The sequence below is a fragment of the Sodalis sp. RH16 genome (assembly GCF_047324245.1).
GTDB lineage: Bacteria > Pseudomonadota > Gammaproteobacteria > Enterobacterales > Enterobacteriaceae > Acerihabitans > Acerihabitans ligni.
Map to the genome: position 1 here is coordinate 4,432,740 of NZ_CP178737.1, position 20,044 is coordinate 4,452,783.

Here is a 20,044-nt window from a genome sequence, read left to right on the forward strand (position 1 = left end):
GCGCGCGGGTAATTGTCTTAATCGACGTATTTAAGCCCGGCCTGTTGCAGCATGTCCCGCATCTGATACATATCCAGGCCTAGCTCCCCTTTGGCGAAGCGCTCCCGTTTTCCCTGTTCGTTATCTTCGCGTTTTTGCGCCGCATCGGCGGTCTGGGCGGCGATTTCCCTCGGCACCACCACCACGCCGTCGTCGTCGGCCACTACCACGTCTCCGGGGTTCACCAGCGCGCCGGCGCAGATAACCGGCACGTTAACCGATCCCAGGGTCGCCCTGGCGGTGCCCTTGGCGCTGATGGCGCGGGAAAATACCGGAAAGCCCATTTCACGCAATGCGGCCACATCGCGGACACCGGCTTCGCTCACCAGTCCGCCGGCGCCATGGGCGCGGTAAGAGGTGGCCAGCAGCTCGCCGAACATGCCGTCTCCATTCTCCACCGTACAGGCCACCACCACGATATCCCCTTGCCGGATCTGTTCCGCCGCCACGTGCAGCATCAGATTATCGCCGGGCTGGGCCAGCACCGTCACCGCGTTGCCGCATAAGCGGGCACCGGCGTAAGCGGGGCGGATATGGGATCGCATCAGCCCGGTCCGCCCCATGGCCTCGTGCAGGGTGGCCACGCCAAAGTGACTTAGCCGCTCGACTACCGCAGGATCCGTACGTTCAATAGTGCGTTTAACGATGCCCAAGGCATTCACACGGGTTTGCATAGTCTTTCCTTATCGGCCCTGGGCCGACAGTAATGAGTCCAGCCGGGGATAGACCCGGCGCGCATTGCTTTCGAAGATGAGTTTTTTTTCAGTGGCGGTGAGCGCCGCCGAGTCGATATAGCGCCGGGTGTCGTCAAAGGCAAAACCGGTAAGGGGATCGATGCCCCGCACCGCGCCGATCATTTCCGAGGCGAACAGTACATTTTCCACCGGGATCACCCGGGTCAGCAGATCGATGCCAGGCTGATGATAGACGCAGGTATCGAAGAAAATATTCTTCAGCAGCTTGCTGTGGATATCATCGATGTGCATGGCCTGCGCCAGACCGCGAAAGCGGCCCCAGTGGTAGGGCACCGCGCCGCCGCCGTGGGGAATGATAAAGCGCAGCGTCGGAAAATCCGTGAACAGATCCGAGGTCAGGCACTGCATGAACGCCGTGGTATCGGCGTTAAGATAATGCGCGCCGGTGGTGTGAAACGCCGGGTTGCAGCTGGTGCTGACGTGGATCATGGCCGGCACGTCATATTCCACCATTTTTTCATAAATCGGATACCAGTAGCGATCGGACAAGGGCGGCGCCGTCCAATGGCCGCCGGAGGGATCCGGACTGAGATTCACCGCCACGAAACCGTAATCCCTGATGCAGCGCTCCATTTCCTTAAGGCAGGTGCGGGTATCGGCGCCGGGGGACTGCGGCAGCATGGCGGCGCCGGCGAAATACGCCGGATAAAGCTGCGTGACACGGTAACATAATTCGTTACAGACCGAGGCCCAGGCGGCGCTGGTGGCGGCATTGCCGATATGATGGGCCATAAAGCTGGCCCGAGGCGAAAAAATGGTCAAATCAATACCCCGTTCACGCATTTTGAGCAGTTGGTTGCTCTCGAGGGTATTGATGATTTCGTCGTCGGAAATCCGTACATCCGCGGTATCGATGGTGATGGCCGGGTCGGTGAGGGCGGCGATTTGCCGTTTGCGCCATGTCTCCAGTCCCTCCGGCGCGGTGGTATAGTGTCCGTGGATATCGATAATCATTGAATACGTTCCATAGCAGTAGGTTTATCACTCTCCATCACGATATTGCTCAGGTCGCGTCCGCGGGTTTCCGGCAGCAGCATGGCGGCGATCACGACAATCACATAAGATGCGCAGGCGCAGATACCCATGGCCGGCCCAAGATCCATCTTGATGCTCAGCAGCCCCACCAGGGTAGGCATGACCGCACCCAGCGCGCGGCCGGCGTTGCCGCATAAGCCCTGGGCCGAACCGCGGACGCGGGTGGGGAAAAGCTCGGCGATGAACGCGCCGGTGCCGGCCGCGGTACCCGATTGCAGGGTCCCCAGCACGAATCCCAGCAGCAGGGTGATGGTGAGATTGATGGGCGCCATGGTATACACGCCCACCGCGATGGCCTGCAGACAGGCGATGATAATAAAGGTTTTGCGCCGCCCAAGGGCGTCGGCCATCCAGCCGTTCAGGAAGGCGCCGGCGAATGACCCGAGAATATTGATGGCCAGATAACCGCCGACGTTGTTGATGGACAGATGTAAAACCAGCTTCAAATAGGCCGGCAGCCAGGTGATCATGACGTAATTACCGCCATAGATCCCGAAGGTCAAAAGGATGGCTTTGAAGGTCGTTCCGCGAAAAGAGGGGGCGAATACCTCCCAGATATTCCGGGATTGGCCTTTTTCGGCGGCCTGCTCTTTTTTGTAAATCGGCGCTTCTTCGATATTGCGCCGAATCCACAGTACCAGCAGCGCGGGAAGAATGCCCAGAGCAAACAGGATGCGCCACACGATAGCCGCGGGAAAGTAGTCAAACAGCAGCGTGGCGAGGATCACGGTGATACCGTAGCCGAGGGCCCATCCCGCCTGCAACGCCCCCACCACCCGGCCCCGTACCTGCGGGTTGATGGTTTCGCTTATCAACACCGCCCCCACTGCCCATTCGCCGCCGAACCCCAGTCCTTGCAGGCTACGCGTCAGCAGCAACTGCCAGAACGAGTCGGTAAAGGCCGAAAGGAAGGTGAACAGTGAAAACCAGGCGATGGTTACCTGCAGTATTCTGACCCGGCCGTAGCGATCGGACAGAATGCCGGCAACCCACCCCCCCAGCGCCGCCATGATCAACACGGTGGTGCCCAGTATGCCGGCCTGGCCTTTGGTCATGCCCCATAAGGCAATGAGCGTCGGGATGGACAGGGCATACATCTGCGTGTCCATGGCATCAAGCCCCCAGCCGCTGAAGCAGGCCCAGAAGGTGCGTTTTTCCACTTTATTAAGGGATGTGAACCATTGAAACATCATTATTCCCGCCTTACTTGCCTCAAGAGCCGTGCCAGAGTCAGGCATCGCTTCACCGCTATCGAGGGCAATTTTCCAAGGTTATGTCGTTTTACTTAACAACGGCGTGGATACCGCTTCGCTCTGTATCGAACTCCCACCGCCTAAGCACGTTTCAACAAGGGATATTTATCGCGGCCAGCATGGGCGAGCCGTCGCCCCCTAGCCGTTCGGTGGCACGGGCCGCGATATCAAGCAGCGCCGGGCGATATTGCGTCATCAGCGCCATATCCAAACGGCTCACCGGCGCGACAATGCCTACCGCGCCGATGAGCTTTTGATCCGAACCGAACACCGGGGCCGATATGCCGGAGGTCTCTTCATCCCTTTCCCCCACCGAGGCGTAGGTATAGACGTGGCGAACACGGTCGTAGAGTTCGCCGGGTTCGCCGGAAAACGCCAGCAGCACGCGCCCGCCGGCTCCGCGATCCAATGCCTGTATGTCGCCTTGCTGGACATTGACCCGCACGGAAAACTGCGAATTGATGCGGAACAGGCACAGGCGATGATCTCCTTCGCGGATGTGAAAAGAGACGGTTTCACCGAGCTGTTCATTTAATTCGCGCATCAGGGGCAGCAGGACATCGCTGAGATTGAGGTTGGCGAGGTAGTGGGTGCCCAGGGAGAAGGTGGCCGATCCCAGGCTGAAGCGGCCGTCTTCGAGGCGGATCATCAAGCGATGATGGCAGAGTGCGGCGGTGAGCCTGAGGACCGTACTTTTGTACAGGCCGGTGCGTTTGGAGAGTTCGGTGAGGGTTAACGAGCTGTCCTGCTTTTTAAAGGCAAAAAGCAGCGCTACGGCCCGATCGATTACGTCTACGCCGCTGGGGGTTACGCCTATGGGCTGCGGGGTATTTTCCGCTTTTTCGGCCATTGTGAGACTCCATTTGTTCTGTCTGATAGAACTCAATATCATCTGATAGAACAATTATAGTGGAGCTCACGGAACATTCTGTGGTTCGCATCACAAGAAGAGGTATTGGCACGGTCTCCCTTTAACAGGTTCGTTGCACGATGGGAGATAGCGGGCCGGCCTGTCGAGGCTCAGCGCTGTAAGAAGATCTGCGGTCTTTGGTTTTCCTGATTGAGCTGTACGCTGACATCGGCTTGATACCAGCGGCGTAGCTGCGGTTCCGTCAACACGTCTTGGGGAGTGCCGGCGGCAACCAGGCGGCCTTCGTGCAGCAGCAGGATCCGGTCGGACCATAGCGAGGCCAGATTCAAGTCGTGCAGTACGCAGCACACCGCCAGCCTGCCGTCCTCGGTCAGACGTTTGAGCAAACGCAGTACATGCTGCTGGTGATAGAGATCCAGCGCGGAGGTGGGTTCATCCAGAAACAGCCAGCCGCGCGGGCCGTCTTGTTGCCAAAGCTGCGCCAAAGCCCGCGCCAGCCGGACCCGTTGCTGCTCGCCGCCGGAGAGTTGGCGAAATTCCCTTTGCGCCAGCGGCCGGCAGCCGGTGAGGGCCATTACGTCGTCAACAATGTCGGCATCGGCGGCGGCGGACCAGGGCGCACGCCCCATGGACACCACATCGGCGACGGTGAAAGGGGAGGTGAGGGCGCCTTGCTGGCGCATAACCGCCCGCTGGCGGGCCAGCTGCGCCGAAGGCCACTGGTGGAGCGGGGTGTTATTGAGCAGGCAGGTGCCTTCGCTGGGGGGAGTATAACCGGTCAAGACCCGCAGCAGGGTGGATTTTCCCGCGCCGTTGGGGCCAATCAGCGCGACGAATTCGCCGGGGGCCAGCGTCAGCGATACCTGGCTTAACAGCGTGCGCCGGGCGATATGATAGCCGACGCCCTCGGCCTTGAGCAGAGGACGGTCTGTGTCGCAACCGCCGGATATGTCAATGGCTGGGAGGCTATCGGCGCGGCCAAGGTCTGACATGTCCGTGGATGATGGGCTGTCGGCGCGGCCAAGGGCTGGCCTGTCCGTGGAAAGGGTCGGCGACTTAGGCATGGCGAAGGGGTTTTTCCTTGAGGATCAGCCATAAAAACCAGGGGCTGCCGAGCAGGCTGGTGAGCAAACCCACCGGCATTTCCGCCGGCAGTACCAGCGTGCGCGCGGCGGTGTCCGCCGCCAGCAAGAGCAGGGCGCCGGCCAGCGCCGACCCCGGCAATAGCCAGCGATGATCGGCGCCAAGCCACATCCTGACGAGATGGGGAACCACCAGTCCGACAAAACCGATAATGCCGCTCACCGCCACGGCGGCGCCCACCAGCAGCGCGCTGGACAGCAGCAGCAGGCGCTGGGTGCGCCGCACGTCGACGCCGAGATAATGGGCTTCTTCTTCTCCCAGTTGCAAAAGATTCAGGCGGCGGGCCTGTTTTTGGATAACCAGCATGGCGGGCGCCAGCAGCGTGGCCAGAACAGCCAGGGAGGTCCATTGTCCCTGGCCGAGGCTTCCCATGCCCCATAGGGATAACTGCCGCAGTTGCCGATCGCTGCTGAGCCAGGAGAGGACGCCGGTGGCCGAGCCGCACAGCGCATTGATGGCGATACCCGCCAGCAGTAAACGTGACAGCGTCCCACCGCCGGCGCGGCTGAGGGAAAATATCACCAGCGTGACGAGCAGGCTGCCGCAGAAGGCGGCGAGGGTTGAAGAATACAAGGCCACCAGCGGCGGCAGGGAGAGGGGCAATACCACCGAGCAGGCCACCGCCAGCGCCGCGCCGCTGCTGATGCCCAATAAACCGGGATCCGCCAGGGGATTGCGGAACAATCCCTGCATCACGCCGCCGGCCATCGCCAGCGCCGCCCCGATCAGCACCGCCAGCAGTACGCGCGGTAAACGGATGTTCAGCCAGATGTGCCACGTGGCATCGTTAAACGAAGTGCGCCACAATAACGGCAGGGAGATGGGTACCGCCCCCAGATTTGCCGCCGCCGCCATCAGCAAAATCAGCATAAACAGCAGCAGCAACAGACGGCGGAGCGTCATCGTATGGCTTCCGCGCTGCGGCGAAGCCGGGCGATGGCGGCCGGCGTTGACGGGCCGAAGCCCAGCAGCGCCATGTCATCCACCGCCAGCAGCCGATGTTGTTTACCGGCGGGGGTCATCGCCAGTCCGGGCAATCGCCAGAGCTGCGCCTCGCCGCCGAGGGCGTCGATGCCGTCGCGGCTTATGACCACCAGATCCGGCGCGCTGGCGATAACCCCTTCCTGGGACAGGGTTTGATAATGAACAAATCCCTGCATGGCGTTTTGCAGACCGGCGGCGTGAATGGCCGCATCGGCCGCGGTCTGTTGGCCGGCCGCCATGGCCGTCATCCCGCTGTGGCTGAGAATAAACAGCACTTTCACCGGCAGCGGCGACGCAGGAATGGCGGCCAGTTGCCCCTGCACCTGTTGTTGCAGCGCCTTGCCCTGCTCAGGACGGTTCAACGCATCGGCCACCACCGCAATCTTGTGGGCAATGGCCGAGGCAAAAGCGTCTCCCGGCACCGTGACCACTTTCACGCCGTTGTCCGCCAATTGTTCCAGCACCAGGGAGGGCTTGGCCTGCTCGCTCACCAGCACCAGCGTCGGCCGCATGGCCAGGATCCCTTCGGCGTTCAGCTGCCGCAAATAGCCGATATCGGGTAAAGTCTTCACCTTTTCCGGCTGCAGACTGGTGCTGTCCCGCGCCACGACTTCGTCGCCGGCGCCGAGATCAAACACGATTTCGGTGACATCGCCGCCGATGGTGACGATACGCGGCGCCGCCAGCAGGGAGCAGGGCAACGCCAGTAGGACCAGCAGCCAGCCTTTCATGCCGCCGCTCCCCGGGCGGTCAATAACCCGATTTGCGACCGCCACCGCGTTTGCTCCGGCTGTCCTTCGCTGCGCTGGCCGAAAAGCTGTGCTATCTGCGTGCCGTCGGCGGCAAACAGTTCCAGGCTGGTGACCACGCCGCCGCCGGTGGGTTTGCGGGTGACCCAGCTTTCCGCGATCCGGTCTTCCATCAGGTGCAGGGTAAACTCGGTGTTAAAGACGTTGATCCAGTTCTGCCAGGGGGTCACTTTCTCTATCACGCCGGTAAAGATCTGCACGCAGCCCCGGTTGCCGACAAAAATCATGATTTCGTTGCCGTCCTGCCGCGCCGCCTCAAGAATTTCCCTCAGCGCCTGGTTGTCCACCCGGCAGGCCAGATCTTCGGATACGGCGCGGAACGCCTGCTGGCGCGTCAGGTTATGCCGCTTGAGCAGGTTGAAAAACTGATGGACGTCGGTCATCTCCCGCCACTCCCGCTCCAGCTGCGGCGGGGCCTCGGCCTGTTCATTGGCGGCGGGCGGGGGAGCGAGGACCAGCGGCGGATTGTCCGCCGAGGAGAACCGGCCGATGCATCGATCCCAGTCCGCCATGCGGGTCTGCGCGGTGGCATAGACTTTCAGCACCGCGTCGCCGTGACCATCGTAAAACTGAATGCTTTGACGCTCACCCCGCGCCGTTTGCTCGTTGACAAAAAATGCGCTGGCCCACTGCGCGGGAAACAGTCGCAGATCCAACCCCCGCGGATTGAGCACCAGCCCGCCGTGCTCACCTATCCGCCAGTGCTGATAACGGCCAATCTGTTCATGTACCGCGTACTCATTACGGGTAATGGACTTGGTCTCATCCACGGCCTCCAGGGCCGCCAGCATCGCGGGCACATCAAGGCGAAGCCGTCTGGCTTCGGTACCGACGCGGGCATGGGTCAGCTCGGCCTCGCTGATATTCATCAAACGCGCCACATCGCGGGCGTATTTATGCGGATGCAGCGCTTTGAGTTGCAGATAGGTCTGATAGCGATGGTTCATGACAACGTCCTTTATTCATAGGGACCGTCGCAACGGACGGTAAATGGCTCAATGAATATCATTAACCGGCAGCCTCCGAGGGCAACGCCGACAGTAAAAAAAGGCAAATGTTATGGGAATGTTTCAAGATAATAATTTTAATGATAATGATTACAATTATCATTGTCAATCTCGGCCATCGTAAGAAATCAGTGGGGATATCGACAGGAGAGTGTCGTGATAACGCTAAAAAACCGTAACATGCGCTTTAGCTAAGCTCTTAGATTATCAGTCTATTCTTGTCATGGAGCGTGCAAGGCTCCGTCGCGGCGTGAAAAGTATCTCAGATCAATAAAGGGCATTTTAGCGCCCGGTTGAAGGAGAATCCTCTTGCAATCAGGGATATTAATAATAATGATTATCATTCAATTTCCATAAAATATGATCGGATAACAAGATGTCGATGGATTTAACCCCTTTCTTTGCCCGAGAAGGCCAACAGCCGTTCGATAACCGGGTGATGGCGATGCCCTGGCGCAATCAACGCCCGCTGGACGGCGACAGTATCAGCCAGGGATGGCGGCAATTACAGCAACGCACGCTGCCGGCGCGTAAGCGTCTGCTTTATATCCATATTCCGTTCTGTGCCACCCATTGCTCGTTTTGCGGGTTTTATCAAAATCCGTTGAAATCGGACAGTACCGCCGTCTATACCGAATGTTTACTGAGTGAACTGCAGCTGGAAGCGGACAGCCCGTTGCACCAGTCCGCACCCATCCACGGGGTCTATCTGGGGGGCGGTACGCCCACCGCGCTCACCGCCGCCGAGTTGAACAGGGTGATTCGCCGCATTCGCCACAGTCTGCCCCTGGCGCCGGATTGCGAAATTACCGTCGAAGGCCGTGTCCTCAATGTTGATGATGAACGCCTGGATGCCTGTCTGGATGCGGGCGTCAACCGATTCTCCATCGGCATCCAGACATTCGACACCCGCATCCGCCGCCGGATGGGGCGCATCTCCGATGGCGAGACGGCCATCGCGTTCCTTGAACGGCTGTGCCGGCGCGATCGGGCGGCGGTGGTGTGCGATCTTCTGTTCGGGCTGCCGGGGCAAACATTGTCGGGCTGGCGGGATGACCTGAAGATTATCAGTGAATTACCCTTGGATGGCGTGGATTTGTATGCCCTGAATGTATTGGCCGGCACGCCGCTGTATAAAGCGGTGGAAAATGGACGGACCACCCTGCCGGATGTGACGGAGCGATTGGCCTTTTACCGTGCCGGCGCCGATGTGCTGGCCGGGCAGGGGTGGCATCAGCTAAGCAACAGCCACTGGGCGAAGACCAGTCGTGAACGTAATTTGTACAACCTGCTGATCAAGCAGGGCGCGGATTACCTGGCGTTGGGCAGCGGCGCCGGCGGCAGCCTAGACGGACAGGCCTATATGCTGGAACGTAATCTGGAACGCTACTATCAGCGGGTTCGGCTAGGAGAAAAACCCATCGCCATGATGACGGCCCCCCATGCGCCTGAACCCTGGCAGCACCAGCTTCAGGGCGGCATCGAAACCGGCCGGGTGGCGCTATCCGCCTTGACCGACCACAGCGGTGCCTTGCGCCCGCTGCTGAGCCAGTGGCAGCGGGCGGGGCTTATCGTGGACGACTCTTCCTGTATGCGCCTGACGGTGGACGGCCGTTTTTGGGCCAATAATCTATTACAGGCATTGCGGCTGCTGATACCGCGGCTGGCAGCCGAAGCGGATCGGTAGGCCTCTGCCAGCGAGAGGGCACCAGCGCCGGATACATCACAAATGATGTCTGAATGTAACCATTGTTGTTTTATCGATAAGTAACGGCAAGAAAACGGTAAGCGTAAAAAAATCGTCTTTGAGATTGATATTGAAAATCATTATCATTACTATCTTTCATCTCAGACACGTCATTTATAAAATAGATCTTGCCGGCCATCACCGGACGTAGAGAAATATTGCCATTATCCTTTTAATAATTGTGGCAATAACAAAATAACCTTTATCTTGATAAGAGATTTTAATTTTTTTGGGAATGGTAATTTCAATACTGATAGCAATGGCTGAGCACCCTATAATCACTATAGATTGTGAGAGAATTATATGCTTCCGCCAAGTAAAAAAAGGATGCGCGTCAATTTCAATAAATTCTTTCTGACGAGCGTATTAACCGGTGCCATTGTAAGCGTATTATCAACGGAAAGTTATGCCGACAATAATGACGCCCTTATTCTTAATACACAGGACGCTACGGCCAAAGAGAACAATAAACCGGCCGCGCCGGAACAATCGGCTATTAAACAGCAAAACCAGGAAACGCTTACCGTCACCGCGCCGCGTATCAAAAATAAGGCCGGGTCCCAGACAACCCTGAGCGCCGCCGAGCTGCAAAAAAACGGCGGCACTGATTTCGGCACTATCATGCGCTATCAGCCGCTTATCAGCGCCACGGGTGCCAGCGGCGGATCCGGCGCCGGAAAAAGCGGCTTCGATCGCGGCGGTTACACCGGCTATAATATCCGCGGGCTTGAGAGCAACCGTGTCGGCATCGATGTGGACGGTATTCCGCAGCCGGATGCCACCAGCCGCGGTTACGTCGGTCGCGCAGGATTAAATACGTTCGGTATCGGCCGCGATTATATCGACCCCTATATGTATGGCAACGTGGATATTCAGTCCGGCGCGACCTCCATTGATAACCCCAATATTTATATTGGCGGGGCCGTCTCTTTTAACCCAAAGTCTGCTGATTATTATCTTTCCCCCACCCGGCAAACCTATTTTGGCTACCAGAGCGATTATGATTCTTCCAATCGCAGCTGGCATAACGGCATTACCGCCGCCGGCGGCGACGAAACGTTACGCGGGATCTTTGTTTACAGCCGCCGGGATGGTCAGCAGACCCGCAATAACAGCGGTACCGTGGATGCCTATCCGGCCAACTGGCATTCCGATGCCTTTATGACGTCCGGTATCTGGCAGCCCAACGATCAGCATAAACTGACCGGGACTTTCGATTATTATAATAAGACCAACCACACCCATTATGATGGCTGGAATTCAGCGGGAAGCGCCATTATCGGCACCACGGATCAGACCAGCCAGACCCGCCGCTACGGCGTCAGCCTGAAAGACGACTGGACGCCGTTTAACGACATTATCGACAGCATGTCTTCGAAGCTCTATTACCAGCATACTGAGGCCCATGACTGGACTTATATGCCTGAAAGCACCACCAGCATGGAAACGGTCTTATCCAATTACGATACGGATACCGTAGGTTTTAATAATGCGCTGGCCAAAACCCTGGGGCGCCATGACCTGAGCGCCGGGGTGAACGCCAGCCTGACAACCACGAAACGGCCCTTCACCCAGGTGCCCGCCCAGAGTGTTTATAACATCATTATGCAACCCCAGGCGGACAGCAAAACCACTGCGCTGGGGGCCTTTGCCCAAGATCAAATCAACTTTGATCTTGGCGGTAAGCATTTTGCCATTATTCCCGGCGTACGGGTGGCTCATCAGTCCACCAAACCGCAGAATCTTTCCAGCCTGGCCAGCGGCAGCACGGCCTTGGACGAGTCTGAACTGGCGTCGCTGTATGGCAAGAGTAATTCTGACACTCAGGTATTGCCGTCACTGGTTTTTCAATATGATCTTACGCCGCGCCTGATGACCTATTTGCAGTATAAACGAGGCGCACAGTTCCCGAATCCCAGCCAGCTGTACAGTTCCTGGAATCTGGGGTCGAGTTATGCCGGCACGTCACAATATGCCCTGATCGGGAATCCCGACCTGAAAACCGAAACCAGCAACAACCTGGAGTGGGGAGTAAAAGGAGAGGTGGCTGACGGGGTGACGATGCATACCTCCGTTTTCTACAATACCTATAAAAATTTCATCGCCTATAACCGCTACACCCGTTCCGGCAATCCGGAAGCCTTTACCAACGTTCCGTCGAATATCTACATCACCTATGAGGCTGAAAACCGTGATAAGGCATACATCTACGGTGGGGAAACCAGCGTCAAGGTCAATTTCGGCACCTGGTTCGAAGAGGTTAATGGTTTGAGCGCAACCCTGGCCTTTGGCTATAACGAAGGTAAATCCAAATCCAGTTATCTCGGCGATAAATATGTGGATATCGACAGCGTAGCGCCGATGAAGGCTATCGTCGGGGTAGCCTGGGATGATCCGGCGAAACGCTACGGTACCGCGCTGACCGCGACCTTTGTGCACGGTAAACGCGCTACCGATACCAACCGGGAAACCTACAGCAACAGCGGTACGGCCATCACCGATGCCACCACTGAATATATGAACGTGCCGGGCTATGGCCTGCTGGACTGGACCGGGTATTGGCAAGTGGCGAAGAACGTGAAGCTGAGCGGCGGCGTATACAATATTACCGACCGCAAATACTGGGATTACCTCAGCAGCAGGGATCTTACCGAAAGCAGCAATCAGGATGCCTATGATAAAGCGCTGGCGGTGATGCCGGGCCGGAGTTTCCAGGTGGGGATGAATATCGATTTCTGATTTGCCCCGGTCTCCCATTGACAGGCCCGCTGTACGTCGGAGGTAGCGGGCCTACCGTGGCATGGGGCGCTTCGCGGCCGACTATGGCCGCTCCGGCCCCACTGCCGCGGTCTCCCTTTAACACGCGTTCCGCCGGAACTGGATTTTTCAGGCGATATAGGTTGCCCACAGAAAGGAGAACGGCATGATAAGAAACAGCCCTGGCAGCATATTGGCCACCGGGAACAGCTTGATACCGCATATCCGCAGGCCGGTGGCCAGCATGATAAGGCCGCCGGCGGCGGAAAAGTCCAACATCATATCAGGGGTGGTCATGGGCAGGATAAATGCGGCCAGCGTAGCCAGCGCGAGCTGGATAGCCAACTGCGGGATGGCGATGACCACTACCGCATAGCCCAATATCGTCGCGAAAATGGCCGAGGTGAACAGATCCAGTACGGTCTTGATGTACAGGATAGAGGGATCGCCGGTCATGCCTTCATGCATGGCGCCGAAGATACCGGTTCCGCTGGCGCAGAACAGCACCACGATGGCCACGAATTTATCCATGAATTCCTGATGGGTCAAACCCTGGGCCGGCGGCAGGAATTTATCCACAATGCCACGTGTATAACCTGCCGCTTTGCCGATGCCTTTTTCCACGAAGAACAGCTCTCCCAGCATGGCGCCGATAACCATGGCCAGCACCACCGCGGGCATATATTTCACTTTGACGATCAGCATGATGCCCAGGCCCATGGAGCACAGGCCGAAGGTCAGCGGCAAGGCCGAACGGATGCGCTCAGGCAAACGCGTGCCGAGAAAAGCGCCCACCAGGCCGCCGATCACCACCGCCATCCCGTTAACATAGGGTCCAATTAACATTTATATTCCTTAAAATGAATCATCCGCCGGTTCGCCGTGCGGTGTTTTTATGGTGTCGCCATCGCCCCAGCGAGGCAGATTCTTGATTTCGATCCCCAGTAAATCGAGGGCGCGTCCGACGCTGTGGGTAATGATATCGTCCGGGGTTTGCGGCCGGTGATAAAGCGCCGGTACGGGAGGGAATATAATCCCGCCCATTTCCGTGACTTGCTGCATATTCCGCAAATGCCCCAGATTCAGCGGGGTTTCCCGCGCCATCAACACCAGACGGCGTCGCTCCTTCAACACAACGTCGGCGGCGCGGGTCAGCAGATTGTCCGTCAGGCAGTGGGCTATGGCGGCCAGAGTGCGCATGGAACAGGGCGCAACCAGCATACCGAGGGTGTGGAAGGAGCCGCTGGCGATAGAGGCGCCGAGATCCTCGATGGGGTGAACCTTATCCGCCAGTGAAATAACCTCGTCCATCCGATAATCGGTTTCCAGTCGGCAGGTCTTCTCCGCCCCCCGGGAGACCACCAGATGGACCTCCAGATCCAGACCCTTCAACAGTTCCAGGGCTTTGACGCCATACTGGAAACCGGAAGCGCCGCTGATGCCGATGATAATGCGCCGTGAAATCATGCTATCCCTTACTCAAAATCCGGCAGGAAGCGTTTAACATCCACTTCTTTAAAGCGTGAACGTTCAAACTGCGACTTCATGCTGAAGGGAACCGTGCAGTCAAAAATGGTCTTGCAGGACATGCCTTCCTGCAAAATGCTGGGGCTGTAGGCCGGGACCTGCGACGGATCGAGGGGGTGGCAGCGTACGCCGGGAATAAAGACCGTGTCCACATCGCCTTGATAGCGGGTCTGCATGGCCCACATCACGTCGTCGCTGTCAAAAATGTCCACATCTTCATCCACCAGGATCACATGCTTCAATTCCGGGAAGGCGGCAAAGGCCAGCAGGCCGGCCTGGCGCTGGCGCCCTTCGTCCACCGCGGCGGATTTTTTGAACTGCATGACGGCCAGCAGTTTGCCGCCGCCCGCGGAGTGCGCGAAGACGTTAAGCAATTTGCCCGGCATGGCGCGGTTAACCAAATCGAGGATACTGGCTTCCGTGGGGATACCCGCCATATTCACGTGTTCTTCCCCAGGGCCGATGGTGGTGCGCCAGATGGGGTGCAGGCGATGGGTGACCGCTTTCACCTTGATAACCGGCAGGGCCGCTTTCGCGCCGCCGGTATAGCCGGGAAATTCAGGCATCGCTTTGCCGGTATCGGTGTTTTGGTCTTCACGCAGCCGTACGTTCGGCAATAATTCGCCTTCAATAACAATCTCGGCATGGGCGATGCAGCGTTCATTGATGGTTTTGCACTGGACCATTTCCACCGCGCGGCCGCGGAGCGAGCCCGCGATGCTCAGTTCGTTAAAACCCAGCGGCGTTGTCGGCGGCTCGAAGCAGGCGGCGATTTCAATAGCGGGGTCCACGCCGATACTGATGGAAATCGCCAGCGGTTTCCCCGCGGCTTCCGCTTTTTGCCGGAAGGCATCGATATGGCGGCCGGGCGTCAGCCACATGGAGAGTTCGTCGCGGCTTTGCACGCAAAGACGGTGGATGGTGATATCCGATTCGCCGGTGTCGGGGTCGGAGGCGTAACACAGGCCCATGGTGACATAGGGACCGGCATCCTCTTCCGTATTGGTGGGCGCCGGCAGCAGCGTGCGCAAATCGAAACCGGCGTCCGTGGCTAAATGCACCACTTCCTGGCACGGGGCGCCCTTGGCATCGATAGTGACGGGCGCAATAGGCGTATGGACCGAGTCGCGCAATAAAAAGCCGAGCTTATCGGGCGCGCAGCCTAAAAATTGCCCCACGCGCTTGCGGGAGCCCACCAGGCCGATGGCGACGCTGATATCGTCAAAGCCCTTGATCTTGTTGAATACCATGGCCGGCCCGTTTTTGCGGGTCGGACGCATGCAGGTGCCGCCGGCGCCCACATAACGATAGACCCCCGACAGCTCGGCGTTGGGATCGACTTCCACATCGGTGGTGACCAGTTCATTGGGCAGGGTTTTTAAAAGCGCAAGGGCGGAACGCAGATCGTGCACCGGATTAACATCGGCATGATTTTTTTGAGTAGACATATATGTTCCCTACAGAGTATATGGAATTTTGTAAGGAAAATACGCCTATTATAAAAAATCGACGAATACCATTTTGATACTATATCTCATACCAAAACGGTTTTTTTTCTTTGACTAAAAAATGATATGCGTCACTATTCCGAGGCAGGCTTAATTTTAACCTGAACAAGGAGGGTTTTATGGATCTTAAAAGGTTGAAATATTTTTGCGTTGTCTTTGAGCAGGGGACCATCAGTCAGGCGGCCCGTATTTTGAATATGGCGCAACCGCCGCTGAGTAAACGTATACAGGAATTGGAAGAAGAACTCAATGTTCCGTTATTTTTGCGTAACGGCAGAAGGCTTGAGCCTACCGAGTCAGGCTATCATCTTTATAAAAATGCCTGCGCCATTTTACGCGACGTGGAGGATACCAAACGGGAAATCATCCTGATCAAGAACCGGGAGAGCCGGCTGCTGCGCATTGGTCTTACCCACTTATTCCAGTCCTATTTCAAGCCATTGATCCTGAAATTGCACCGGCTTAATCCAAATGTAGAAATCAGCGTTTCTGTTTCCGATTCCAGTAATCTGGAATCATTGCTGCAAAATGGCCTGGTTGATATTGCCCTGATTCAAAAGCCTTCTCACAGCGAGGGATATGATTGTATTTCTTTTGCCCCCATAAACCTGGTGGCGGTAATCAATAAAAAGCTCTCTGCGGAAATTCCCGCCAATCCCATACCGTTTTTATCCCTGGGGAAATTCCCGCTGGTGTTATTGCGCCGATCCAGGGATGCGGGAACCTACGAATTAATTACCGATCATTTTCGCAAGGGGGGCGTTAATCCAAAAATCATTATGAATATTTCCCAGCCCGGCGTCATCCTTGACTGGCTGCAATCCGGCCTTGAAGCCGCGGCGTTGCTCCCGGCCTCTGAAGTGGATCCCGCAAAGCTCGATAATTGCCATGTTGTTGATATTCTCTCGGCGCCACAGATTTTTTTCCCGGCGGTGGTAAAAATGTCGGTGGCATCCTATATGAAGGAGCTGATGGATATCGTGCAGACAGGCTATCCTTTTCCGGATGTCGATACGGGAAATTAGGCAATTGGTTTAAAACGGAGCCAATCTTTACCGGAAACCCTTGGCAACGTAGTTGCCTGTCATAAACGTGTATCAGACAGCCGCCGCAGCGCTGTTCCCAATCCCCAGGCGGAAGGCAACAGGCTCTCGCCATTGCTGGGCCGAGGGAAATCATCCGCGATCATCCGCCAAAAGGCCGGCGTTTCATCAAACTGGTGCTCCAACAGCTCGATGGTCTGCCCGGCGGCGCAGGCCGCAAGGCTGGCGGCATGGCAAATCGGCCCGCTGGGATTGTGCGGCGCGCAGCCGATGCCGTATGAGGCGGCCAGGGCCGCCACCTCCAGCACGCCGCTGATGCCCCGCGCATATTTGACGTCCGGCATCACCACGTCATAGGCGCCGGCAGCCAGCCAGGGCATGAACAGCGCCGGGCCGGTAAGCTCTTCCAGGCCGGCAAGCCGCATGCCCAGCACGTTGGCCTGGCCGCGCAGCCTTTTCAGGGCGGGAATGTTTTCCGGCGTTTCCGGCAACGGGCACTCAAACCAGCTCACCCCCAGGGCCGATAGCTCTTTCATCACCGCCGCGGCGGAGCGCTCATCGAATCGCCAGTGGCAGTCAACATATAAATCAGCGGCGGCGCCGATGCCCGATCGGGCGGCGGCTACCCGTGCCAGTCCCTGATCCAGTAATGCCTTCCCCAGGGGGGAGGAGCCGTTTTCCGGCGTCAGGCCGTCAAACGGCGCGATTTTTATGCGGTTAAAACCGGCGGCGGCGGCCTTTTGCCCAGCAAGCCTAAATCCCGTATCTGAACGATCGGTAATGCTGCGGTTAACGTTGGCGTAAAGGGGAATGCGCCCGCGATGCGCTGCGCCCGCCAGCGCCCAGGAGGGACAGCCGCGCCGTTTGCCGCGAATATCCCACATCGCCTGGTCAAGAGCGCTGTGGATTGCCGCCTGCGGCAGTGTGCCGGCGTCTGCGGACAGGTACTTTTTCAACCCGTTCCAATCCTGTCCCAGCAGCCGCTCCCCGGCGAGGGCGTGAAAGGCGTCGAGGGCCGCCGGATTGCGCACCCAGCTGGCTTCCCCCCATCCCGTCACCCCGTCGGACATATGCAGTTTGATAAACGACCAGGTGGTTTTTTCCGTCACCGGACAGTGCAGCAGTTCCAGCGCCTCAATGCGGTCATTATTGCGGCCATTATCGTGAAACATCGTCATGCTGCTCCCCGGCAGGTTGCGGGTGGGAGGAAAGGGCGGCTTTACGCATTCTGTTAAGCAACACCAGCTTAGCCCGCGCGGTATGGGCGGCGGTCACCGCCGCCGCCGATTCGCCGTCGCCGGCGGTGAAGGCCGCCAGCAACAGGCGGTGGTCCGCCACCACGCCGGCAAAACGATCGGATTCATAGCCGTAGCGGCGCCACAGCGCGCTTATCAGCCGCCAGTGCCGCTCCAGAATAAGATTGGCATCGCGGTTATCGGCGATGTGATGGATGGCGGCATGAAATTCCCGGTTTGCCAGTAAAGCCAGGGCGGCATCTCCCTGGGCCACCGCGTCCTCATGCCGCGCCCGCAGGGTTTCCAGATGGGATAAATCCTGCGCCGTCATGCGTTCGGCGGCGCGGCGGGCCAGATAGCTTTCAATGACGATGCGGATATCCAGCATTTGGCCGACAAAAATCTCATCCACCGCCACCACCCGGGCGCCCTTGTTCGGCTGCGCGACAATCAGTCCTTCGCTCTCCAGCCGGTGCAGCGCCGCGCGTATGGGCATATGGGAAACGCCGAAACGCGTCGCCAGGGCATCGATACGCAGCGGCGCGCCGGCATCGAATTCCTGGCGATTGATAATGGCGTCCCGGAGCCGGTCGGTGATCTCGGTTTCGCCGGCTTTACTTTCTATATCTAATTTCCGCATAACCATATTTGATCAAAATATATGACTTGTGGGGTTATTTTCTTTTATATATCGCCACTATTCAATAGTATTCGAACTAACAGATAGAATATTTGATCAAATATCGTGATTGACGTTCATAACACCATAAAGCGCCATGAGGGAATGTATGAGAGTGAAGCCGTTCAGCCGCTGGGCCCTAGCCGTTGTGTTTATCCTGCCGTTGCTGATAAGTCTGGGGCCGGGGAGTCTGAAGGTCTGCGCCGCCCAGCGCGATACGCTGGTCATCGGGCAAAGCGCCGATATCACGTCGTTTGATCCCACCGAACTGCGCATGGGCACCTTTGTCCTGAACCGCCTGCTCTATAATACGCTCATCGCGCTGGATGCCGACGGTAAGCCCCACGCCGAACTGGCCCAATCCTGGACGCGTTCGGACGACGGCAAGACCATGACCTTCACGCTTCGCAAAGGCGTCACCTTCCATAACGGCAAGCCGCTGACCGCCCAGGATGTGGCCTTCAGCCTGAACTATGCCAAAGATCCCGCCAACGGCGCCAATATCCTGCCTCTGGCGAAGATGATCAAAAGTATCGACACCCCGGCTGAGGATACGGTTATCCTGCATTTTGACGGCGCATCCGATGCGGTATTCGATTTGCTGGATTTGGCCTTTATCATCGACGGCAGCCAGCCTAAAAAGGTCAAAACCGGCGGCAACGGTACCGGCCCATTCAAGCTCGCCGGCTACGAGCCGGGGCAGGACGCGGTTTTCGTCCGCAACGATGGGTATTGGGGCGGTAAGCCGGCGCTTAAAAAGGTCATCATCAAAATCATCCCTGACCAGCAGTCCGGCGTGATGCAAATGAGCGCCGGCGCGGTGGATTTTCTCCCCTCCATCGATCGCGAGGCCGCGGGCCAGCTCGCCGGGGCGGGCTTTGCCACCGGCGCCGCCACCGCCGAAGGGCGGGTGCTGGATCTCACCTTTAATACCAAGGTCCCGCCCCTGGATAAACCCGACGTGCGGCAGGCCATTGGCCTGGCGCTGGATCGCGTGCGTATCGCCCATGATATCGCCGGTCCCTCCTCGCTGGTGAAATGCCTGCCCTGGCCGCGGTACAGCCAGCGGGAAGCCGCCGGCCATGAGAAGGATTGCGCCTACGATCCGGCCCGGGCCAAAGCCCTGATTGCCCGGGCGGGCGCCGCCGGCGCCGAGATTACCATTATGTCCCGCAGCCAGTCGGAGCCGCAAATCGGCGCCATGGCGCAGGTGGTGCAAGGGGCGCTGCAGGATATCGGCCTGAAGGCCACTATAGTTGAGATGTCCGAGGCCGCCTATATTTCCCGCTTCCGTAAAGGAGATTTCCAACTGGCGGCCCATGTCTATGGCCGTGCCGGTCGCGGCCCGTCCACCATCCTGCTGTCGGCGGTAATCTTCCGCACCAGTGATAACCCGGCGCAAATTTCCTCGCAGCAGTACAGCGACGACATCGCCCTGGTCACCAGCCGGCCGTCCGGGCCGGATACCGACCAGGCATGGCAGCGCATCGACAGCTTTATGCTCAAGGAGAACTGGGTGCTGCCGGTGGCGACGCTGCCGGTGTTATGGGCCTCCGCCAAGGGTCTCGCCGGCCTGCGATTCAACCTTGACGGCATGCCCATCCTGACGGAAGCGAAACTGGATAAATAACGTCCCTTAACCCGGAGGGCGC

Annotated in this window: 17 protein-coding genes; 4 read left to right on the top strand and 13 right to left on the bottom strand. The window is 58.1% G+C overall.

Annotation, left to right across the window (positions count from 1 at the left end; translation table 11 throughout):
- Positions 1 to 17: 17 nt before the first annotated feature.
- From ACL2XJ_RS20295 to ACL2XJ_RS20330, 8 genes are all read right to left on the bottom strand, one after another.
- Positions 18 to 713: a 4-carboxy-4-hydroxy-2-oxoadipate aldolase/oxaloacetate decarboxylase gene (locus ACL2XJ_RS20295; protein ID WP_132921830.1), complete on the bottom strand. Its 696-nt coding sequence runs from the start codon at positions 711 to 713 to the stop codon at positions 18 to 20.
- Positions 714 to 722: 9 nt separating this feature from the next.
- The gene (locus tag ACL2XJ_RS20300; protein WP_413724300.1) at positions 723 to 1,748 is read right to left on the bottom strand and encodes an amidohydrolase family protein; all 1,026 of its coding nucleotides are present in this window, start codon (positions 1,746 to 1,748) and stop codon (positions 723 to 725) included.
- Positions 1,745 to 3,022 (bottom strand): MFS transporter, encoded by a 1,278-nt coding sequence (locus tag ACL2XJ_RS20305; protein WP_203521633.1) that lies wholly within the window; start codon positions 3,020 to 3,022, stop codon positions 1,745 to 1,747. Before ACL2XJ_RS20305 ends, ACL2XJ_RS20300 begins: the two co-directional genes overlap by 4 nt.
- A 151-nt stretch (positions 3,023 to 3,173) precedes the next feature.
- Entirely contained in the window at positions 3,174 to 3,932 is a 759-nt protein-coding gene (locus ACL2XJ_RS20310; protein ID WP_413724301.1) for an IclR family transcriptional regulator, read from the bottom strand.
- Positions 3,933 to 4,102: 170 nt separating this feature from the next.
- On the bottom strand, positions 4,103 to 5,017 hold the full coding sequence (locus ACL2XJ_RS20315) for a heme ABC transporter ATP-binding protein (RefSeq protein ID WP_413724302.1): 915 nt from the start codon (positions 5,015 to 5,017) through the stop codon (positions 4,103 to 4,105).
- Complete coding sequence (locus ACL2XJ_RS20320) at positions 5,010 to 5,999, bottom strand: FecCD family ABC transporter permease (RefSeq protein ID WP_413724303.1); 990 nt, start codon at positions 5,997 to 5,999, stop codon at positions 5,010 to 5,012. The genes ACL2XJ_RS20315 and ACL2XJ_RS20320 overlap by 8 nt, the downstream gene beginning before the upstream one ends.
- Positions 5,996 to 6,811 carry a heme/hemin ABC transporter substrate-binding protein gene (locus tag ACL2XJ_RS20325; protein WP_413724304.1) on the bottom strand — a complete coding sequence of 272 codons (816 nt, stop codon included), beginning with the start codon at positions 6,809 to 6,811 and terminating at the stop codon, positions 5,996 to 5,998. Before ACL2XJ_RS20325 ends, ACL2XJ_RS20320 begins: the two co-directional genes overlap by 4 nt.
- Positions 6,808 to 7,836 carry a hemin-degrading factor gene (locus ACL2XJ_RS20330; RefSeq protein ID WP_413724305.1) on the bottom strand — a complete coding sequence of 343 codons (1,029 nt, stop codon included), beginning with the start codon at positions 7,834 to 7,836 and terminating at the stop codon, positions 6,808 to 6,810. The genes ACL2XJ_RS20325 and ACL2XJ_RS20330 overlap by 4 nt, the downstream gene beginning before the upstream one ends.
- Positions 7,837 to 8,272: 436 nt before the next feature.
- On the opposite strand from ACL2XJ_RS20330, the gene hutW reads away from it, so the two are divergent.
- Together hutW and ACL2XJ_RS20340 are read left to right on the top strand one after the other, a co-directional pair.
- Positions 8,273 to 9,583, top strand: a complete 1,311-nt coding sequence (hutW, locus tag ACL2XJ_RS20335; RefSeq protein ID WP_413724306.1) for a heme anaerobic degradation radical SAM methyltransferase ChuW/HutW — start codon at positions 8,273 to 8,275, stop codon at positions 9,581 to 9,583.
- A 387-nt stretch (positions 9,584 to 9,970) separates the two neighbouring features.
- Positions 9,971 to 12,382, top strand: a complete 2,412-nt coding sequence (locus tag ACL2XJ_RS20340) for a TonB-dependent receptor domain-containing protein (RefSeq protein WP_132927760.1) — start codon at positions 9,971 to 9,973, stop codon at positions 12,380 to 12,382.
- A gap of 147 nt (positions 12,383 to 12,529) precedes the next feature.
- On the opposite strand, the gene ACL2XJ_RS20345 is transcribed toward ACL2XJ_RS20340, so the two are convergent.
- Genes ACL2XJ_RS20345 through ACL2XJ_RS20355 form a run of 3 tightly spaced genes read right to left on the bottom strand, consistent with a single transcriptional unit; the run spans position 12,530 to position 15,375 of the window.
- A complete protein-coding gene (locus ACL2XJ_RS20345; protein WP_413724307.1) occupies positions 12,530 to 13,246 on the bottom strand; it encodes a DUF554 domain-containing protein in 717 nt (238 codons plus the stop codon).
- 9 nt (positions 13,247 to 13,255) lie between these two features.
- Complete coding sequence (locus ACL2XJ_RS20350) at positions 13,256 to 13,867, bottom strand: UbiX family flavin prenyltransferase (RefSeq protein WP_132921822.1); 612 nt, start codon at positions 13,865 to 13,867, stop codon at positions 13,256 to 13,258.
- A gap of 8 nt (positions 13,868 to 13,875) precedes the next feature.
- The gene (locus tag ACL2XJ_RS20355; RefSeq protein ID WP_132921821.1) at positions 13,876 to 15,375 is read right to left on the bottom strand and encodes a UbiD family decarboxylase; all 1,500 of its coding nucleotides are present in this window, start codon (positions 15,373 to 15,375) and stop codon (positions 13,876 to 13,878) included.
- Positions 15,376 to 15,554: 179 nt separating this feature from the next.
- Here ACL2XJ_RS20355 and ACL2XJ_RS20360 point away from each other — a divergent pair, with 179 nt between their 5' ends.
- Complete coding sequence (locus ACL2XJ_RS20360) at positions 15,555 to 16,460, top strand: LysR substrate-binding domain-containing protein (RefSeq protein ID WP_413724308.1); 906 nt, start codon at positions 15,555 to 15,557, stop codon at positions 16,458 to 16,460.
- Positions 16,461 to 16,519: 59 nt separating this feature from the next.
- Here ACL2XJ_RS20360 and ACL2XJ_RS20365 read toward each other — a convergent pair whose 3' ends face one another.
- Both ACL2XJ_RS20365 and ACL2XJ_RS20370 read right to left on the bottom strand, forming a co-directional pair.
- On the bottom strand, positions 16,520 to 17,656 hold the full coding sequence (locus tag ACL2XJ_RS20365) for a mandelate racemase/muconate lactonizing enzyme family protein (protein ID WP_413724309.1): 1,137 nt from the start codon (positions 17,654 to 17,656) through the stop codon (positions 16,520 to 16,522).
- Positions 17,637 to 18,353, bottom strand: coding sequence for a GntR family transcriptional regulator (locus ACL2XJ_RS20370; protein WP_165934112.1), 717 nt, complete (start codon positions 18,351 to 18,353; stop codon positions 17,637 to 17,639). Before ACL2XJ_RS20370 ends, ACL2XJ_RS20365 begins: the two co-directional genes overlap by 20 nt.
- Positions 18,354 to 18,501: 148 nt before the next feature.
- Between ACL2XJ_RS20370 and ACL2XJ_RS20375 the strand changes: the two genes are divergently transcribed.
- Entirely contained in the window at positions 18,502 to 20,022 is a 1,521-nt protein-coding gene (locus ACL2XJ_RS20375) for an ABC transporter substrate-binding protein (RefSeq protein ID WP_203521623.1), read from the top strand.
- The last annotated feature ends 22 nt before the right edge of the window (positions 20,023 to 20,044 follow it).

What these genes read in the sequence shown, in the direction of transcription:
- ACL2XJ_RS20295 (WP_132921830.1), bottom strand. Translation starts at nt 713, where the DNA reads ATGCAAACCCGTGTGAATGCCTTGGGCATCGTTAAACGCACTATTGAA.
- ACL2XJ_RS20300 (WP_413724300.1), bottom strand. Translation starts at nt 1,748, where the DNA reads ATGATTATCGATATCCACGGACACTATACCACCGCGCCGGAGGGACTG.
- ACL2XJ_RS20305 (WP_203521633.1), bottom strand. Translation starts at nt 3,022, where the DNA reads ATGATGTTTCAATGGTTCACATCCCTTAATAAAGTGGAAAAACGCACC.
- ACL2XJ_RS20310 (WP_413724301.1), bottom strand. Translation starts at nt 3,932, where the DNA reads ATGGCCGAAAAAGCGGAAAATACCCCGCAGCCCATAGGCGTAACCCCC.
- ACL2XJ_RS20315 (WP_413724302.1), bottom strand. Translation starts at nt 5,017, where the DNA reads ATGCCTAAGTCGCCGACCCTTTCCACGGACAGGCCAGCCCTTGGCCGC.
- ACL2XJ_RS20320 (WP_413724303.1), bottom strand. Translation starts at nt 5,999, where the DNA reads ATGACGCTCCGCCGTCTGTTGCTGCTGCTGTTTATGCTGATTTTGCTG.
- ACL2XJ_RS20325 (WP_413724304.1), bottom strand. Translation starts at nt 6,811, where the DNA reads ATGAAAGGCTGGCTGCTGGTCCTACTGGCGTTGCCCTGCTCCCTGCTG.
- ACL2XJ_RS20330 (WP_413724305.1), bottom strand. Translation starts at nt 7,836, where the DNA reads ATGAACCATCGCTATCAGACCTATCTGCAACTCAAAGCGCTGCATCCG.
- hutW (WP_413724306.1), top strand. Translation starts at nt 8,273, where the DNA reads ATGTCGATGGATTTAACCCCTTTCTTTGCCCGAGAAGGCCAACAGCCG.
- ACL2XJ_RS20340 (WP_132927760.1), top strand. Translation starts at nt 9,971, where the DNA reads ATGCGCGTCAATTTCAATAAATTCTTTCTGACGAGCGTATTAACCGGT.
- ACL2XJ_RS20345 (WP_413724307.1), bottom strand. Translation starts at nt 13,246, where the DNA reads ATGTTAATTGGACCCTATGTTAACGGGATGGCGGTGGTGATCGGCGGC.
- ACL2XJ_RS20350 (WP_132921822.1), bottom strand. Translation starts at nt 13,867, where the DNA reads ATGATTTCACGGCGCATTATCATCGGCATCAGCGGCGCTTCCGGTTTC.
- ACL2XJ_RS20355 (WP_132921821.1), bottom strand. Translation starts at nt 15,375, where the DNA reads ATGTCTACTCAAAAAAATCATGCCGATGTTAATCCGGTGCACGATCTG.
- ACL2XJ_RS20360 (WP_413724308.1), top strand. Translation starts at nt 15,555, where the DNA reads ATGGATCTTAAAAGGTTGAAATATTTTTGCGTTGTCTTTGAGCAGGGG.
- ACL2XJ_RS20365 (WP_413724309.1), bottom strand. Translation starts at nt 17,656, where the DNA reads ATGACGATGTTTCACGATAATGGCCGCAATAATGACCGCATTGAGGCG.
- ACL2XJ_RS20370 (WP_165934112.1), bottom strand. Translation starts at nt 18,353, where the DNA reads ATGCGGAAATTAGATATAGAAAGTAAAGCCGGCGAAACCGAGATCACC.
- ACL2XJ_RS20375 (WP_203521623.1), top strand. Translation starts at nt 18,502, where the DNA reads ATGAGAGTGAAGCCGTTCAGCCGCTGGGCCCTAGCCGTTGTGTTTATC.